The sequence below is a fragment of the Streptomyces sp. CA2R106 genome, assembly GCF_037034245.1.
Classification (GTDB): domain Bacteria; phylum Actinomycetota; class Actinomycetes; order Streptomycetales; family Streptomycetaceae; genus Actinacidiphila.
The window spans coordinates 140081-157299 of record NZ_JBAGKC010000016.1 but is presented as its reverse complement, the minus strand read 5'-3'; the positions used below and the strand labels follow the sequence as shown (position 1 = coordinate 157299).

Genomic DNA, 17219 nt, shown 5'->3' with positions numbered 1-17219 from the left:
CTGGGTGTCCTTCGTCGACACCCGCGCGGCGTCGGGGAAGGACGGGAGCCCCAGATAAGTGCCGTTCATCGGACGATTCCTGTCTCTGCGCGCCAGTAGGGGTGTTCCTCGGTGGACGCGAGGATCTCCGCGATGTGGACGGTCCGCAGCGGCGAGCGGTCCCGGCGGAGGATGCCGTCGAGGTGCATCAGGCAGGAGTTGTCCGCCCCGCACAGCACCCCGGCGCCGGTGTCGAGCGCGTGCCGGACCTTGTCCTGGCCCATCGCGACGGACACGTCCGGGTTCTTGACCGCGAAGGTGCCGCCGAAGCCGCAGCACTCCTCGGCGCCCTCCAACTCCCGCAGCTGGAGGCCCTTGACGGCCTGGAGCAGCCTGCGCGGGCGTTCGCCCAGCCCGAGCATGCGCAGGCCGTGGCAGGACGGGTGATAGGCGACGGTGTGCGGGAAGTACGCGCCCACGTCCGTCACCTGGAGCACGTCCACCAGGAACTCGGTCAGTTCGTACGTCTTGGGCACGGCATGGGCCGCCGCCGCGGCGAGGCTGCCGTCGCCGTCCCGCCCCTCGGCGGCCGCGCGCTCCGCGATCCGGGGGTAGTTGTCGCGCACCATGGCCGCGCACGAGCCGGACGGCGTGACCACGTAGTCGTAACCGTCGAAGACCTCGGCGTAGTGGCGGGCCAGCGGCTCGGTCTCGTGCCGGTAGCCGGTGTTGAACTGCGGCTGGCCGCAGCAGGTCTGGGCCTCGGGGAAGTCCACTTCCACGCCCAGCCGCTCCAGCAGTCGCACCACGGCCCGGCAGGTGTCCGGATACAGGAGGTCGTTGACACAGGTCACGAAGAGGGCGACCCGCAAGGTGCCTTCGTGCCGCACCTCGCCGCCGCTCGGCTGTCGATCAGGCATGCGCTCATACTGCCCCAAGCGCACACAGCGGGGGAAGCATACATCCGATGTTTCCTGCCCTGCGCGTCGGCGCCGGTGAGACGTCAGGTGTCCCGGTGAGACGTCAGGTGTCCCGGCGGGGCGTCAGGTGCCCCCGGCGGGCCGCGGGCTCACCCGGCGGGCACAGGCAGCGGCGCACCGTCCCCGGCCGCGAGCAGCGCGCGTATCTCGCGGACGGCGCTGCGTCCGGCCCGGTTGGCGCCGATGGTGCTCGCCGACGGTCCGTAGCCGAGCAGGTGCACCCGGGGGTCCTTCACCACGCGGGTGCCGTCGAGCCGGACGCCGCCGCCCGCCTCGCGCAGCCGCAGCGGGGCGAGGTGGTCCAGCGCCGCCCGGAAACCGGTGGCCCACAGGATGACGTCGGCGTCTAGCGTCCGGCCGTCGGCCCATGCCACGCCGTGCGGGGTGATCCGGTCGAAAACCGGCTCCCGGCGCAGCACCCCGCGGGCCCGGGCCTCGCGTACGGCCTCGGTCGCGGCCAGGCCGGTCACGCTCACCACGCTCTGCGGCGGCAGGCCCTGGCGCACCCGGTCGTCCACCCGGGCCACCACCGAGCGGCCCCACTCCTCGTCGAACGGGGTGTCGCGGAAGACCGGGGGCCGCCGGGTCACCCAGGTGGTGCGGGCCGCGCCGCCCGGTTCGTTCAGCTCCATCAGCAACTGCACCGCCGAGGTGCCGCCGCCCACCACCACGACGTGCAGCCCGGCGAACTCCGCCGCGCCCCGGTAGCCGGCGGTGTGCAGCTGCCGCCCGAGGAAGCTCTCCTGGCCCGGGTAGTACGGCAGGAACGGCCGGTCCCAGGTGCCCGTCGCGTTCAGCAGCGCCCGCACCGACCAGGTGCCGCGGTCGGTCTCCACCCGCAGCCGCCCGCCGGCCCCCTCCCGTACCGCCGCCACGTCCACCGGGCGTAGCACCCGCAGGTCGAACTCCTCCTCGTACCGCCGGAAGTAGGCGCCGACGACCTGCGAGGACGGCAGGTCCGGGTCGCCGCCGACCAGCTCCATCCCGGGCAGCGAGTGCACCCCGTGCGCCTTCGCGTACGTCAGCGACGGCCACCTGAACTGCCAGGCGCCGCCGGGCCGCGGGGCGTGGTCGAACACCACGAAGTCGCTGCCGGCCCGCAGGCCCGCCCGGTGCAGGAAGTACGCCGCCGACAGGCCCGCCTGGCCCGCGCCCACCACCGCGACGTCCGCGTCCGCGACCGCCGCCCCGTCCGCCCCCGGCATCCGGCCCGCCTGTACCTCGTCCATGCCGGTGCCAACCACGCCCGCCCCGCATTGCTTCCCCCCGGCCGCGCCAGGCGAGCCCTGGGCCGGCCCGGGCTTTCAGAAGCCGGTCCCGTTCCCCGCCCCACACCGTGACGACCCCGGTGCGGGGCGGGGGATCTTTCCGACGATCAGGGGTGCCCGCTCACCACAGCGTGGCGATCTTGTCGGCCAGGGCATCGGCCTGGGCCCGCCCGGCTTGTGCTGCGGCCTTCCGGCGCTGGGGATCGTACGGGTTGGGGCCGATGGCCTCGACGCTCTGTTCGTCCGGCACGATGAGACATACCTCGGCCTGCTCGGCCAAGGCTTCCGCATCCGCGGCCGCGCCGGGAATCTGCCCGTAGCCGTCAGGCATCGGCGCCAGGATGACGATCCTGTCGTGCCCGGCGGCCAGGCGTGCGTTGGCGGTGGAGACCATGCCGCCGTCCACCCAGGAACGGCCCTGGAAGTGTTCGAGAGGCCAGACGCCGGGGACCGCACCGCTCGCGGAGACAGCGTCGGTCAGCGACACGCCCGCGTGCTCGTCGAACAGATGCAGCTCGCCCGTGTCGGCGTCGATCGCGGTGACTTTCAAGCCGGCGGGCCAGTCCGCGGTGACCAGACGAGAGGTGACGACGTGCCGTCGGGTGGCTGCGGGCACGGGCTCGGGGTCTGCTTTGGAGATGCGTCCCATCGCCGCGCCGACCTTGCGCGGGTCGTCGCCGCCCTCGGCGAGGGCCGCCCACCAGGCGGCCATGGTGGCCTCGGACGCCTTGCCCGCCACCTCGTTGTCGTCCGGGCCGAGCTGGGAGGCGAAGAGCCGCTCCAGGTCGTAGCCGCTGGCGACGGCGGTTCCGACGAACGATCCCGCCGAGGTTCCGATCACGGAGGTGGCCTTGCTCCAGTCGACTCCCTGGGAGCTGAGCCCTGCCAGGACGCCGACTTCCCAAGCGATGCCTGTCACACCGCCTCCGCCGAGGACGAGAGCGCGCGAGAGGGGCTGGGTCGGACGTGCCATGGGACGACTCCTCGCTGTACGAACCACCCGGAACCCGACCATGATCCGCTCTTCAGGAGTTCACCGCACGATGAGGGCGGCGGCGCATTGCGCATGCGACGAGCTCCATCCGGGACACCGCCTAGACCAGGGGGCCGGAGGCCCAGCGGCGCAGGCGGGCGACGCGGTCGGCGGCCTCTTCGAGGCGGGCGATCGGGAGGTCGCCGTCGGAGACGGCGCGGGCGGCGGCCGCGTGGATCGCCTCGCGGACGCCCGGGCCGCTGCCGGGCCCGAGCCGGACCAGGTCCACCCCGGCGATCCAGGCGAGGACGGCGGCACCGGGCACGCCCCAGCCGTCGACCACGGACGGCGCGTCCAGCGCTTCGCTCACCACCACCCCGGTGTAGCCCAGTTCGCCGCGCAGCACTCCGGTGACCACGTGGGCGCTCAGGGCCGCGGGGGCGGCCGCCGAGATGGCCCGTACGCCCGCGGCGGCGCCCTCCGCGAACGGCCGGAGGCTGCCGGTGCCGGTGAAGGGCCCCAACGCCGCGGCCACGCCGTGCGCCTGAAGGTCCGTCACGAAGGTGCGGGTGGCGTCGGGGCGGTCGCTCGGTGGTACCGCCAGGTGCAGGTTGGCGCCCGCGGCGAGCAGTTCGGCGGCGGTCGCGGCGCCGGGCGGTCCGGCGGGGCCGGGCGGTCCCGCGGGGCCCAGGTGGCCGGTGAGGGCGTCCGGCAGGGCCGCCCGTACGGCGTCCGACGCGGCCCTGGCGGCGGGGCCGTACGCGTGTACGGCGGCGCCCGGCGTGCCCCGCTCCAGGCCGCGCAGTATCCACTCCGGCAGGTGGGGGCCGGTGCCGCGCACGGAGGGCAGCACGCAGGAGTCGACCAGCACGGCGAGCCGGTGCAGCGTCTTCACGGCGGGGTCCCCCTTCGGGGCGCGGCAGGCGGCGAACTCCCGAATGGTACAGACCAATCCTCGGCCGGGGCAACGCCCCCGCGACCTGGCGCCGAGGCGGCCGCCGGGCCGGTGCGCCACCATGGAGGGCATGACCGACAGCTTCGGAACCCGCGTCCTCGACATCCGTACCGGCGACCGTGAGACGGTCCACGACCTGACCGGCGCGTGCGCCGGCTTCCTGCGGGAGGTGGCGCAGGAGCGGGACGGGCTGCTCAACGTCTTCGTGCCGCACGCCACCGCGGGGATCGCCGTCATCGAGACCGGCGCGGGCAGCGACGACGACCTGCTCGCCCTGCTCGGCGACCTGCTGCCGGCCGACGACCGCTGGCAGCACCGGCACGGCCCGCGCGGCCACGGCCGCGACCACGTGCTGCCCGCGCTGGTGCCGCCGCACGCCACGCTCCCGGTGATCGGCGGCCGGCTGGACCTGGGCACCTGGCAGTCCGTCGTCCTGGTGGACACCAACGTCTCCAACACCGACCGCCAGGTACGCCTGAGCTTCCTCGGCTGAGCCGCCCGGCCCCCGCACCGAGCCCGCTCCCCGCACCGAGCCCGCTCCCCGCACCGAGCCCGCTCCCCGCACCGAGCCCGCTCCCCGCAGCGTGCGGCTGCCTGTCGGCGACCCGCAAGGAGACGCACCGGGGTGACGTACGCACCGGGCTTCCGCCGCGCGCGCCGGCCTCAGCCCGCGCCGCCGCCCAGCACCTGCGCCAGCTCGTACGACACCGGCTCCTCCAGCTGCGCGTACGTGCAGCTGTCCGGGCTGCGGTCCGGGCGCCAGCGGCGGAACTGCGCGGTGTGCCGGAAGCGGCCGCCCTGCATGTGGTCGTAGGCGACCTCCAGCACGCGCTCGGGGCGCAGCGGCACCCACGACAGGTTCTTGCCGCCGGTCCAGCGGCTCGGGCCGCCCGGCAACCGGCCGGCGGCCTGCGCCTCCTGACTGGCCCACTCCTGCCACGGGTGGCCCGCGACGGAATCCATCCGCAGCGGCGCCAGCTCCTCCATCAGGGCTCGGCGCCGCGCCATCGGGAAGGACGCGCAGACCCCGACGTGCTGGAGCTGCCCGCCGGCGTCGTACAGGCCCAGCAGCAGCGAGCCGACCACCGGGCCGCTCTTGTGCGGCCGCAGCCCGGCGACCACGCAGTCCGCGGTCCGCTCGTGCTTGACCTTGACCATCGCCCGCACCCCGGGCCGGTACGGCAGGTCGTACGGCTTGGCGACCACGCCGTCCAGGCCGGCGCCCTCGAACTGCTCGAACCACTCCTGCGCGCGGGCCAGCTCACCCGTGGCGGGCGTGACGTGCACGGGCGCGTCCGCCTTTCGCAGGGCGTCGAGCAGCGCCTCCCGCCGCTCCCGCTGGGGCGTGTCCATCAGCGACGTGCCGCCCAGCGCCAGCAGGTCGAAGGCGACGAAGCTCGCCGGTGTGGCCTCCGCCAGGTGGCGCACCCGGGAGTCGGCCGGGTGGATGCGCTCCAGCAGCGCGTCGAAGTCCAGCCGGCCGCCCGCGGCGACGACGATCTCCCCGTCCAGCACGCAGCGCGCCGGCAACCGGGTGCGCAGCGCCTGCACCAGCTCGGGGAAGTAGCGGGTCAGCGGCTTGCCGGAGCGGCTGCCGAGCTCCACCTCGTCGCCGTCGCGGAAGACGATCGCCCGGAAGCCGTCCCACTTCGGCTCGTACAGCATCCCCGGGGGCAGGGCCGCGGCCGTCTTCGCCAGCATCGGCCGCACCGGCGGCAGCACGGGAAGGTCCATGCCCGGATTGTCCGCCGCCCGGCCGCCGGGCGCCCGCCGAGCGGGCCGCGGGGATGCGGCTTAGCGTGAAGGGCATGGCAGAGGCGCTGGAGCTCACGGTCGGCGAGCGCACGGTGCGCGTGACCAACCCGGACAAGGTGTACTTCCCGGCGCGCGGGTTCACCAAGGCCGACGTCGTCCGCTACTACCTGAGCGTGGGCGACGGCATCCTGCGCGTGCTGCGGGACCGGCCCACCACGCTGGAGCGGTACCCCGACGGCGTCGAAGGCGAGTCCTTCTTCCAGAAGCGCGCCCCGAAGAACCTCCCCGAGTGGATTCCGACCGGCCGCATCTCCTTCCCCAGCGGCCGCCACGCCGACGAGATCTGCCCCACCGAGCCCGCCGCCGTGGCCTGGGCGGCGAACCTCGGCTGCCTCACCTTCCACCCCTGGCCGGTGCGCCGCACGGACACCGAGCACCCCGACGAGCTGCGCATCGACCTCGACCCGCAGCCCGGCACCGACTACGCCGACGCGGTGCGCGCCGCCCACCTGCTGCGCGAGGTGCTCGACGGCCTGGGCCTGACCGGCTGGCCGAAGACCTCCGGCGGCCGGGGCCTGCACGTGTTCGTGCCGATCGCCCCCGAGTGGACCTTCGTCCAGGTCCGCCGCTCCGCGATCGCGGTCGCCCGTGAGCTGGAGCGGCGCGACCCGCGGCACATCACCACCGCCTGGTGGAAGGAGGAGCGCGGCGCGAAGATCTTCGTCGACTACAACCAGACCGCCCGCGACCGCACCATCGCCAGCGCCTACTCGGTCCGCCCGCGCCCGCAGGCGCCCGTCTCCGCGCCGCTGCGCTGGGAGGAGCTGGACAGTGCGGTGCCCGACGACTTCGACCTCGCTACGATGCCCGGCCGGTACGCCGAGGTCGGCGACCTGCACGCGGACATGGACGAGCACGCCTTCCGGCTCGACGAGGCCCTGGAGCTGGCCGCGCGCGACGAGGCCGAACACGGCCTGGGCGACCTGCCCTACCCGCCGGACCACCCGAAGATGGCCGGGGAGCCGAAGCGGGTCCAGCCCAGCCGGGCGAAGAAGCAGGCCGGGTAGCACGCCCGGCGCCCGTGCGCAGGGCCGCGGCGGCGCCTCAGTCGAAGGTCTCGACGTACTCCTCCGGCGGGCCCAGCTCCGGGCGGTCGCGCAGCTCGATCCGCGGCCCGAAGCGCTCCAGTTCCAGCACGGTGACGGTGTTGCCGCCCGCGGCCAGCAGCGGCGCGGGGACGTACAGCGTCTGCTGCGGGCCGATCTCCCAGTAGCGGCCCAGCAGAGTGCCGTTGACCCAGGCGAAGCCCTTGCCGAACCCGGGGAGGGCCAGGAAGGTGTCGGCAGGCTCCGGCAGGTCGAACGACGCGTCGGCGAAGCCCGCGCCACCCCCGGGCGGCGCGGCGTCCGGCGCGCTGCGCACGTCCGACGCCGGCCACTCGTCCAGCGGGAGCGGGTACATCTCCCAGCCGTGCACGTACCGCCGCTCGATCCGCACCCCGCCGAGGATGCCCTTGCCCTGGCCCAGCAGCGGGCCGTAGTTGATCCGGCCCTGGTTCTCCACCAGCAGGTCCAGCCGCACCCGCCGGCCGGCGCCCTCGACCGCCAGCGAACCGGTCTCCTGGCCCAGCACGCCGCAGGGCGCGCCGTCGACGAAGACCTGCGCCCGGTCGTGCAGCCCGCTGACCGTCAACTCCTGGGTGCCGTGCGGCAGTCGCGGCCACGCCCGGTACAGCACCAGGCCGGAGGGCTGCGCCAGCTCCTCGAAGCTCATCGGGTACGGCGACCGGACGGCCGCCGACAGCGCGGTGAGCCCGTCGAGCAGGCCCGCGCCGCGCCGGACGGGCACGGTGCGCGGGGCGAGCAGCCGGGGCTCCGGCGGCAGCGGGCGCTCCTCCGCTCCGGCGCCGTCCGCCGCGGCATCGGTCCCGGATGCGCCGGCCACCCGGGCGAGTTGCTCGCGCAGGGCGAAGAACTTCGGGCCGAGCGCGCCGTGTTCGGCGATCGGCGCGTCGGAGTCGTAGCTGGTGGCGGTGGGCAGGAAGCGGGTGCCGTCGTGGTTGGCGCCCGCCCACAGGCCGAAGTTGGTGCCGCCGTGCGCCATGTAGAGGCTCACCGAGCCGCCCTCGTCGAGGATCTCGCCGAGCGTGGCGGCGGCGCCGGCGGCCGAGCGCACATGGTGCGGGTCGCCCCAGTGGTCGAACCAGCCGTTCCAGAACTCGGCGCACACGAACGGCTCGTCCGTACGGCGCTCGCGCAGCAGCCGCGCCGCCTGGCCGGGCCGCGAGCCGAGCGTCGCGGCGGCGAGCACGCCCGGCACGCAACCGCCGTCCTGCATCAGCTCGGTGGGCCCGTCCGCGGTGTACAGCAGTTCGCTGATGCCGCGCGCCACCAGCGCGTCGCGCATCCACTCCAGGTAGTCGGCGTCGTCGCCGTAGCTGCCGTACTCGTTCTCCACCTGCACCGCGACGACCGGCCCGTCGTACGCCGCCTGGGCCGCCGCGATCCTGGGCACCAGCACGTCGAACCAGCGCGCCACCTCCTCCAGGAACAGCCGCTGCGAGGTGCGCGGCCGTATCCCGGGCAGCCCGGTCAGCCAGGACGGCAGCCCGCCGTTGTCCCACTCGGCGCAGATGTACGGGCCTGGGCGGACCACCACGTCCAGGCCGGCGTCCTGCGCGAGGGCGAGGAAGCGCCCCAGGTCGCGCGGGCCGTCGAAGCGGGGGGCGGTGCGGCGCGGCTGGTGGAAGTTCCACGGCACGTAGGTGTCCACGGTGTTGAGGCCCAGCGCCGCCAACCGGGCCAGCCGGTCCGCCCATTGCGCCGGGTGCACCCGGAAGTAGTGCAGCGAGCCGGAGAGCATCCGGTGCGGCTCGCCGTCCCGCAGGAGCGTGCCCCGCCGGTGGGTGAGGATCGGCGCGGGCGGCCCGGCCGATCCGCCCGCGGCGGGTACGGCGCTCCCGTCCGCGGGCCACCGCGGGTCCACTGCCACGCCGGCTGCCACGCCCACCGCCATGCCGCGAAATGATACCGATACCGTCCGGTCCGGCGCCGGGTCCGTCATGCCTGCTCCCTGGTGACGTGCTCACGGATGGAGCAGTCTCGGGTGGAACTGTCGCACAGGATGTTATCGATGCCAAGACGGGTCCCGGGGTCGTACGGGCACGGTGGCGCGGCCCGCGCACCCGGGAGCGGGCCGTTATCATCGGGCCAGGAGCGGAAGGGGCCCATGGACAAGCGAAGCGGGCGCGGGACCGCACGGCCGCCGGGAATGACGGATGTCGCGCGGGTCGCCGGGGTGTCCGCGCAGACGGTCTCCCGCGCCCTGGCCGGGCATCCGAACGTGCAGGCGGCGACCCGCGCGAAGGTGCTCGCGGCGGTGGAGCAGCTGGGCTACCGGCGCAACAACGCCGCCCGGATGCTCTCCTCCGGCCGCAGCCGCACCATCGGCGTGGTCACCCTCCAGACGAGCTTCTACTCACGCACCGCGCTCACCTCGGGCATCGAGCACGCCGCCCAGACCGCCGGCTACGCGGTGAGCACCGCCACCACCGCCTCGCTGGACACCTCCGCGATCGAGGGCGCGCTCCAGCGGCTGGCCGACCAGCACGTGGAGGGCGTGATCCTCGCGGTGCCGCTGATCCATGTCTCGCGGCAGATCGAGCAGTTGACCGGCGCGGTGCCCACCATCACCATCGACGGCTCGCGCACCTCGGCCACCGAGGTGGTCGCCGTCGACCAGTCGCTGGCCGCCCGGCTGGCCACCCGCCACCTGCTCGACCTCGGCCACGAGACCGTCTGGCACGTCGCCGGGCCGCAGCAGTGGCTCGACGCGGCGAGCCGCGCGGCCGGCTGGCGGGCCGAACTGGAGGCCGCCGGCCGTACGGTGCCGCCGGAGCTGGCCGGCGACTGGTCGCCCGCCTCCGGCTACCGCAACGGCCTGGTCCTGGGGCGGATTCCGGACGTCACCGCGGTGTTCGTGGCGAGCGACGAGATGGCGTTCGGCGTGATCAGGGCGCTGCACGAACTCGGGCGCAGGGTGCCGGAGGACATCTCGGTGGTCGGGGTCGACGACATCGCGCTGGCCGAGTACTGCTCGCCGTCGCTGACCACGGTCGCGCAACCCTTTGCGCGGATGGGGGAGTTGGCGGTGGCGCACCTGGTGCGGGCGATCGCCGAGCCCGGCGCGGCGCCCGAACCCGCCTCTGTGGAACCGGCGCTGGTGGTGCGCGCGAGCACTGCTGCGGCCCGGCCGCGCTGACCTGCCGGGAAGCCCCGGGGCGACCCCGGGCACCCCGGGGTGATCGCTCCCCGCCGGAAGCGGCCACCCCGGGGGCCTTGGGTGTCTCGGGTGTCCCGGGGCGCCCCCGGGCCGGGTCAGACCATCCGCAGCGGCCTGTGCAGCCCGGACAGCGCCAGCAGGTCGACCGGTACGACCTCCTGGGTGCGGTCGTCGACCACCGAGACCCGCACCGCCGGGCTCGGGTTGGCGTCGGTGGTCGCCCGGTCGTCCAGCGCGAACAGCACGTTGACCGGGCGGGCGCCCCCGGCGGCGGCGTGTACCCCGGCGTACCGCAGCACCCGCCAGCCGCCCTCGTCCCAGGAGTCCAGCAGCCCGGACCGTACGATCGGCGAGGACGCCTGCCAGGCGAGCGAGCGCTCCAGCAACTCCACCGACGCCTCGACGGGCACCCGCCCGCCTGGGCCGGACGGCAGCGGGGTGCCGAACACCCGCACCCGCAGCCGCCGCAGCGGCATCCACACCCGGTCCAGGTCCCGGGACAGCGCCAGCAGCGCCGCCGCGGCCGCCGCGAGCACCAGCACCGACCAGCCCGGGTCCCGGGCCAGCCGCGACCACCAGGCGGTGCCCGCGAAGGCCGCGGCCAGCCCGGCGGCCAGCACCGCGCCCGCCCGCAGGAACGCGCGCGCCCCGATCGGGCCCTCGTCGCGGGCGCTGCACCCGCACGAGGACTGCGGCGCGGTCGCCTTCGCGTAGCCGAGATAGCCGGTGAAGCCCGCCCCGAGCAGCGCGGTCGCCGCGCCGGGCAGCACCGTGCCCGGGACGGCCAGCAGGCCCGCGGCGGCGGCGAGTTCGGCGGCGCCGACCGCGCGCAGCGCGAACGCCGCCCGGTGGCCGTTGCCGAGCACCCGCACCAGCACGGTGTTCGCCGCGACCTGCGCGGTGCGCCGGCCGAACAGCTTGGCCGCCCCGGTCGCCGCGAGCAGTACACCGCACACCAGGGGAGCGAGGTCGAGGATCATCGCGCCGCCCCTCAATGCCCGACCGTGACGCGGGCGATGTCCACCGAGTCGTCCGCGGGCCGCCACGCGCCGAGCACCTGCGCGGTCTGCCCGATCCGCACCCGGGTCAGGTCCGGCGTGAGCGAACCGCCGAGGTAGGACGCGGTGGTCGTCTCGGGCACGATCCGGCCCACCACGGCGTGGTTGCCGTCGCCGTGGGTGAGGTGCAGGCGGTCCTTGGCGATGCCGCGCACCGTGCAGAACAGGTTGACGATGTTCACCCACACCGCGTCAGCGGCGATGGTGCCGTCGGGCATGTCCACACCCCGCGCGTACAGCCCGTCGCCGACCTCGATCGCCTCGGCGGTGGTGGTGCGCAGCTTCCAGACGCTGGTGGCGTTGGTGAGCTGGATCAGGTGCCGCTCGCCGGTCGAGCCGGCCACTTCCAGCACGGAGCCGTTGATGGCGGTGATCCGGCCCTCGGCGAAGGTCGATCTGGTGATCGCCGGGTCGAGCGACGGGCCGGGTGCGGCGAACGCGGCGTCGGCGTCGAGCCCGCCGAGCGCCGAGGCGCCCACGATGGTGGCCCCGCCGAGCGCGGCGGTGGTCAGGAAGCGCCTGCGGTCGAAGCCGGAACGGCCCCTGGGGTCCTGGTGGTTGCTCATGTCGGTGCTCCTCCTTCCGGGCCGGGTCACTCGTAGATGTAGACCGGCAGCATGCCGGAGCTGAGGCTGCCGATCGCGGAGAAGGCCGCGGGGGTCAGGTCGATCACGCGGTTGGTGCGGCAGCTGCCGTTGCAGCAGGTGGCCTCGCCGCAGAAGCTCTGGGTGCGCGGGCCGCAGTCGGCGACGGTGACGCACACCTGCGCGCCGGAGCACTGGTGCTTGACGTTCATCACCGAGCCGCAGCCGCGCCGCGGGATGCCCTCGCCGCACACGTCGGGCCGGGTGATCGCGTAGCAGGCGGCGGTGGTGTTGGGCCAGGCGGCCATGTGGGAGCTGGACTGGCAGGTGCCGCAGGCGCCGGTGCCGGCGCTGCCGCAGGGGCCCCAGGAGCTGCCGCAGCAGAACCAGGTGCTCTCGCCTGCCCAGAGGCTGGTCGATCCGCAAGCCATGTCGGGTTCCTCTCGACTTCGGGTGGGTTGGGGAGGGGGAGAAAAAATGTCGCGTGCATGACAATTACCTGTACGGCGGTGTCCCGGCGTACGGCCGGAACCGGGTGCGGCGTGCTGGGTGCGGTGTGCCCTGTGCGACGTGCGGTCTGCGACGTGCCCGTGGTGCCTCGTGGAGCCGCGCGCGGCGCCGCGAACAGGCGGCGGCCCGGGAACGGGCGGGCGCCTGCGGCCGTGCCGGGTGGGGACAGTGGGGCGGCAGTGCGGTGGGGCACGGCCATGATGCGCGTTTCTACGCGCGTCCGCCAGAGGGCGGACGCGCGTAGATGACTCCACCGCCCGGTGCGGTGGCCGGAATCGTCATAGCCGTGTCCTTGCCGCCAATCCCCGCCCGCGCCCACCATGGCCGGGTGACCAGCAGCCGGACCGTCTTCGCCGTCTACCCGGACTTCCAGATCCTCGACCTGACCGGGCCGCACGAGGTGTTCACGAACGCCGGCCGGCTGGCGGCCGCCCGCGCCGACGGACCGCGGGCCCGCGCGCCCGGGCGGAGCGTGATCGAGGTGGTCGCGCCCGGGCCCGGCCCGGTCACGTCCAGCAGCGGGCTCGTGGTGACGCCGACCCGGGCCGCCGCCCAGGACGACCGCCCGGTGGACACGCTGGTCGCCGTCGGCGGCCCGGGCGTCCACCGGGTCTGCGGCGACCGGGAGTTCGTCGGATGGTTCGCGGCGACCGCGCGCCGCGCCCGCCGGGTCGCGTCGGTGTGCACCGGCGCGTTCCTGCTCGCCGAGACCGGGCTGCTCGACGGGCGGCGCGCCGTCACGCACTGGACGAAGTGCGCCGCCCTCGCTGAGCGCTACCCGGCCGTCACCGTGGACCCCGACCCGATCTTCGTCCGCGACGGCGAGGTGTGGACCTCCGCCGGGGTCACCGCGGGCATCGACCTCGCGCTGGCCATGGTCGAGGCGGACCACGGCCCCGAGACGGCCCGCACCATCGCGCGCCACCTGGTGATGTTCGTGCAGCGCCCCGGCGGCCAGGCCCAGTTCAGCACCCAGCTCGCCGCGCAGCGCCCGGAGCGCTCCACGCTGCGGGAGGTCCTCGACTGGATCGCCGACCACCTCGGCGAGGACCTCGCGGTGCCGGTGCTCGCCGCCCGCGCCGGGATGAGCGAGCGCCACTTCACCCGCGTCTTCCGCGCCGAGACCGGCCGTACCCCGGCGGCGTACGTCGAACAGGCCCGGATCGAGGCCGCGCGGCGGCTGCTGGAGTCGACCGGCACCACGATCGACGCGGTCGCCCGCAGCTGCGGGTTCGGCACGGTCGAGACGCTGCACCGCAGCTTCAAGCGCCGGGTCCAGGTCACCCCGGGCGAGTACCGACGGCACTTCGCGGCACCCGCGCCCATGTCCGCGGACCGGCCGGCCGACGGGACCGCGCCCGTATCCCGGGACCTGCCGGCGGACGCGGTCGTACCGCCGTTCTGACAGCGGGCGGCCCGGGCGGAGGACCGCACCGGACGCGCCCGAAAATGATCATTACCGAAAGGTATCGCCCGTGCGTATCGTCGTCCCCGTCTTCGACGGCTTCACCTCGCTCGACGCCGTCGGCCCCTACGAGGTGCTGCGGCTGCTGTCCGGCGCCGAGCTGGTCTTCGCCGCGCGGTCCGCCGCGCCGGTCACCGACGACGCCGGCTGGCTGACCGTCGTCCCCACCGCGACCTTCGACGACATCGTGTCCGCCGATGTGCTGCTGGTGCCGGGAGGGCCCGGCGCGCGGCGGAACCTGGACAACGCGGCGCTGCTGGACTGGATGCGCCGCGTGCACGCCACCACCACCTGGACCACGTCCGTGTGCACCGGCTCGCTGCTGCTGGGCGCCGCCGGGCTGCTGGACGGACTCGCCGCCACCACCCACTGGAGCGAGGTCGCGCGGCTGGAGTCCTTCGGCGCCGCCTACACCGAGCAGCGCGTGGTGGAGCAGCCCGGCGGCATCATCACCGCCGCGGGCGTCTCCGCCGGCATCGACATGGCGCTGCGGCTGGCCGAGCTCATCGAAGGCCCGGTGGCCGCCCAGGCGTTCCAACTCGCCATCGAGTACGACCCGCAGCCGCCGTTCGACGCCGGGTCCCCGGCCAAGGCGCCCCAGGAGGCGAAGGACTACCTGGCGGCGCGCTGAGCCGACGGCCCGTGGGAGGGCGCCTGGTGCCGCTGCGCCTGGGACGGCACCGCGGGGATGTCCGGGGCGGGTGAGGGCACCGGTGCGGTGGTGTCCTCACCCGCCCCGCCATTCCCTCCGCCGCTCTCCCCTCCGCCGCCCTCGGCGGCGGTGTCCGGCTCCCCGGTGCGCGGCGGCTGCTCCGCCGCCTGCTCCACCGACTCCACCAGCGGCAGCACCCGTTCGGCGACGCGCTCCCGCAGTGCGATCTCGGTGCGCGTCCTGACCACGCCCGGCAGCCGTATGAGCTGCTGGATGACGTCCTCCAGGTGCGCGTTGTCGCGGGCCACGACCCGGGCGAGCAGGTCGCCGCCGCCGGTGATCGAGAACGCCTCGATGACCTCGGGCACCGCCGCCAACTCCGCGCCGGCCCCGTCGAGCTGGCCCTGCGTCACCTCGATCCGCACGAACGCCAGCACCGGGTGGCCGAGCGCGGCGGGGGAGACCCGCGGGCCCGCGGTGGTGATCACACCGTCGCGCTCCATGCGGTCCAGCCGCGCCTGGAGGGTGCCGCGGGCGACGCCGAGGATGCGGGCGTACTCGCGGACGCTGGTGCGCGGCTGCTTCAGGAGCAGCCGCAGGATACGGGCGTCCAGGGCGTCGACGGGCATGGGCCGGTGGTCCCCTCACGGCTGTGTTCTTGGCATATTCACCGTACCGACGGGCGTGCGGCCGACGATCATTTCGAGCCACCGCCTGGCCGGACGGAAAAGTCCGTCCCGGCGGGAACCGGCGGTCTGTTGACGGAATCTTTATATTCACGGGCAGGAAGCGGCCGGTACGCATAGGCTCCGCCCACGTGCGGGCGTGATCACGCGTGCCCGCGGACGGCGACGACGGTGACCGAGGGTGGGGGGAGTTCGCGGTGTCTTGGGACGGGCAGAACGAGGCCGGGGGCGGCGGGACGCAGGACGCGCGGCCGCCCGGTGACGCGGGCGGTTCAGGGGGCGCGGCGACCCCGGGCGCCCCGCAGACAGGCGGCTACGGTGCCCCCGGCGGGGCCGGCTACGGCGCCCCGGGCGGCTACGGCACCCCCCCGCCGGTCCCGCCCGTGCCGCCGGCGCCCCCCGCGGCGCCCCCGGGACCGCCCACCGCGGGCGGCTACGGCGGCTACGGCGCGTACGGCGCCCCCGCCGGCGGCTTCGGCCCGCCCGGCAGCGGCGCCGGCTTCCCCCTGCCGCCGCCCGCCCCGCCCGCAGCGCCCCGCCCGCCCGCCGACGCGCTGCGGGCCGTCGCGGTCGGCCTGCTCAACCTCAGCGGCCTCGGCCTCGGTTACGCCGCCATGCGCCGCTGGCTGGGCCTCGCGGTCTGCCTGATCGCCACCGCCGTCCTGCTGGTGGTCGCGCTCCCCGCCAAACCGGACGGCGTCGCCGGCGGCGTCCGCTACGGATACCTGGCCTTCCTCCTGCTGGCCGCCGCGCACGGCGCGTGGCGCGGCCTGCGCACCCGCCTGTCCTGGCCGCCGCTGGCCCCGGTCGCCGCCGTCATCGGCCTGGTGCTGCTGGCCGTACCGGCCGGCGGCGTCGTCCTCTACGACCACGCGCGCGACAACGCCATGCAGAAGATGCTGCTGGACCGCCTCGCCGCCGCCGACAGCAAGGTGACCGCCGCCAAGGGCAAGGACTTCGCCACCGCCCAGCCCAACTACACCTCGGCCCTGGACTCCTACCGCGACCTGAAGAAGCACCACTCCGGCTCCAAGGCCGCGAAGCTCGTGCCGGACCGGATGCGGACCTTCTACCGGACCGTCGCCGCCCCCTACGACCAGCAGCAGTACTGCGACGCCATACCGCCGCTGAAGTACCTGCGCAGCGTGCCCGGCACGTTCGGCAAGGACGGCCTCGGCTCGCTCGCCACCTGGCCCGACGACCGCCTGGCGACGTCGCTGTACGAATGCGGCGTGCTCGACCTGGAGAACACCTCGAAGACCACCGCGTCCGGCGGCGACGAGGACGACCTCGCCGACCTGCTCACCACCTTCCCGCAGTCGGCGCAGGCCGCGAAGGTCGAGCCGGCCGTCAGCGGCACGATCGACAAGGCCGTCAAGGCGATCGGCGGCAGCGACCCCTGCGGCGCGACCAGCCGTGTCACCGGCCTCGGCTCCTTCGCCACCACCCTTGCCGACAAGGCGCAGGGCAGCTCCAAGGACGCCCTGACCAAGGACTCCTCGCGCGCCGACAGCCATGTGGAGTCCGGCACCTACGCCTGCGGCGTGCACCAGTACAAGTCCGGCGACTTCGACTCCGCGCTCACCACGATGAACGACTTCACCGACAAGTACCCGCACGACACGCACCACGCGCTGGCCAAGAAGTTCGCCATCGCCGCCGAGATCGCCAAGGAGGAGTCCGCCGCGGGCAAGCACGTGCCCACGATGGCCTCCGGCGGCAGCATCAAACTGATCGTCAGCAACGACAGCCCCGACCCGGTCGAGATCCTCTACACCGGCAAGGTCACCGGCAGCTTCACCCTGCCGGCGTGCAGCAGTTGCTCGGACTACTCCAGCGAGATCAGCGCGCAGGGCAGCGCCTGCCAGGCCAGCGGCAAGCACTACCCGCAGAAGACCATCTACCTGCCGACCGGCACCATCTACTTCCTGCACAAACCGTCGGGTGACTCCTCCGCGACCTCCCACGCGGACTCCGAGACGCTGCGTTCGGGCAGTTACTACACCGACTGCGCCTACACCGTGTCGTCCTACGGCGGTTTCTGACCGTCCGGCCGCGCAAACCGGACCCCCG

The 17219-nt window shown here is 74.7% G+C and carries 15 protein-coding genes and 1 pseudogene; 6 read left to right on the top strand and 10 right to left on the bottom strand.

Annotation, left to right across the window (positions count from 1 at the left end):
• Positions 1-65: 65 nt before the first annotated feature.
• From WA788_RS22605 to WA788_RS22590, 4 genes are all read right to left on the bottom strand, one after another.
• Complete coding sequence (locus WA788_RS22605; protein ID WP_335980145.1) at positions 66-851, bottom strand: (Fe-S)-binding protein; 786 nt, start codon at positions 849-851, stop codon at positions 66-68.
• 197 nt (positions 852-1048) lie between these two features.
• Entirely contained in the window at positions 1049-2188 is a 1140-nt protein-coding gene (locus WA788_RS22600; RefSeq protein ID WP_335980126.1) for an NAD(P)-binding domain-containing protein, read from the bottom strand.
• Between the two features lie 160 nt (positions 2189-2348).
• Complete coding sequence (locus WA788_RS22595; RefSeq protein WP_335980123.1) at positions 2349-3200, bottom strand: patatin-like phospholipase family protein; 852 nt, start codon at positions 3198-3200, stop codon at positions 2349-2351.
• A 121-nt stretch (positions 3201-3321) separates the two neighbouring features.
• Complete coding sequence (locus tag WA788_RS22590) at positions 3322-4095, bottom strand: glycoside hydrolase family 3 N-terminal domain-containing protein (RefSeq protein ID WP_335980121.1); 774 nt, start codon at positions 4093-4095, stop codon at positions 3322-3324.
• Positions 4096-4225: 130 nt separating this feature from the next.
• Between WA788_RS22590 and WA788_RS22585 the strand changes: the two genes are divergently transcribed.
• Positions 4226-4648 carry a secondary thiamine-phosphate synthase enzyme YjbQ gene (locus tag WA788_RS22585; RefSeq protein WP_335980119.1) on the top strand — a complete coding sequence of 141 codons (423 nt, stop codon included), beginning with the start codon at positions 4226-4228 and terminating at the stop codon, positions 4646-4648.
• A 170-nt stretch (positions 4649-4818) separates the two neighbouring features.
• On the opposite strand, the gene WA788_RS22580 is transcribed toward WA788_RS22585, so the two are convergent.
• Positions 4819-5889, bottom strand: coding sequence for an ATP-dependent DNA ligase (locus WA788_RS22580; RefSeq protein ID WP_335980117.1), 1071 nt, complete (start codon positions 5887-5889; stop codon positions 4819-4821).
• 74 nt (positions 5890-5963) lie between these two features.
• Here WA788_RS22580 and ligD point away from each other — a divergent pair, with 74 nt between their 5' ends.
• Complete coding sequence (gene ligD, locus WA788_RS22575) at positions 5964-6977, top strand: non-homologous end-joining DNA ligase (protein WP_335980115.1); 1014 nt, start codon at positions 5964-5966, stop codon at positions 6975-6977.
• Between the two features lie 37 nt (positions 6978-7014).
• On the opposite strand, the gene WA788_RS22570 is transcribed toward ligD, so the two are convergent.
• On the bottom strand, positions 7015-8925 hold the full coding sequence (locus WA788_RS22570) for a glycoside hydrolase family 35 protein (protein WP_335980114.1): 1911 nt from the start codon (positions 8923-8925) through the stop codon (positions 7015-7017).
• 255 nt (positions 8926-9180) lie between these two features.
• On the opposite strand from WA788_RS22570, the gene WA788_RS22565 reads away from it, so the two are divergent.
• The gene (locus WA788_RS22565) at positions 9181-10170 is read left to right on the top strand and encodes a LacI family DNA-binding transcriptional regulator (RefSeq protein ID WP_335980111.1); all 990 of its coding nucleotides are present in this window, start codon (positions 9181-9183) and stop codon (positions 10168-10170) included.
• A 116-nt stretch (positions 10171-10286) separates the two neighbouring features.
• Here WA788_RS22565 and WA788_RS22560 read toward each other — a convergent pair whose 3' ends face one another.
• From WA788_RS22560 to WA788_RS22550, 3 genes are read right to left on the bottom strand one after another with little or no spacing between them, the layout of a single operon-like run.
• Complete coding sequence (locus tag WA788_RS22560) at positions 10287-11171, bottom strand: MauE/DoxX family redox-associated membrane protein (RefSeq protein WP_335980109.1); 885 nt, start codon at positions 11169-11171, stop codon at positions 10287-10289.
• 11 nt (positions 11172-11182) lie between these two features.
• Positions 11183-11815 (bottom strand): cell wall protein, encoded by a 633-nt coding sequence (locus WA788_RS22555; RefSeq protein ID WP_335980107.1) that lies wholly within the window; start codon positions 11813-11815, stop codon positions 11183-11185.
• Between the two features lie 26 nt (positions 11816-11841).
• Entirely contained in the window at positions 11842-12264 is a 423-nt protein-coding gene (locus tag WA788_RS22550) for a hypothetical protein (protein WP_335980105.1), read from the bottom strand.
• A 407-nt stretch (positions 12265-12671) separates the two neighbouring features.
• On the opposite strand from WA788_RS22550, the gene WA788_RS22545 reads away from it, so the two are divergent.
• Positions 12672-13748 (top strand): GlxA family transcriptional regulator, encoded by a 1077-nt coding sequence (locus tag WA788_RS22545; RefSeq protein WP_335980103.1) that lies wholly within the window; start codon positions 12672-12674, stop codon positions 13746-13748.
• 70 nt (positions 13749-13818) lie between these two features.
• Positions 13819-14439 carry a DJ-1/PfpI family protein gene (locus tag WA788_RS22540; RefSeq protein ID WP_335980100.1) on the top strand — a complete coding sequence of 207 codons (621 nt, stop codon included), beginning with the start codon at positions 13819-13821 and terminating at the stop codon, positions 14437-14439.
• A gap of 173 nt (positions 14440-14612) precedes the next feature.
• Here WA788_RS22540 and WA788_RS22535 read toward each other — a convergent pair.
• A pseudogene (locus tag WA788_RS22535) lies at positions 14613-15089 on the bottom strand (Lrp/AsnC family transcriptional regulator); the annotation flags it as partial.
• Positions 15090-15343: 254 nt separating this feature from the next.
• On the opposite strand from WA788_RS22535, the gene WA788_RS22530 reads away from it, so the two are divergent.
• Positions 15344-17191 (top strand): hypothetical protein, encoded by a 1848-nt coding sequence (locus WA788_RS22530; RefSeq protein WP_335980098.1) that lies wholly within the window; start codon positions 15344-15346, stop codon positions 17189-17191.
• Positions 17192-17219: the final 28 nt, after the last annotated feature.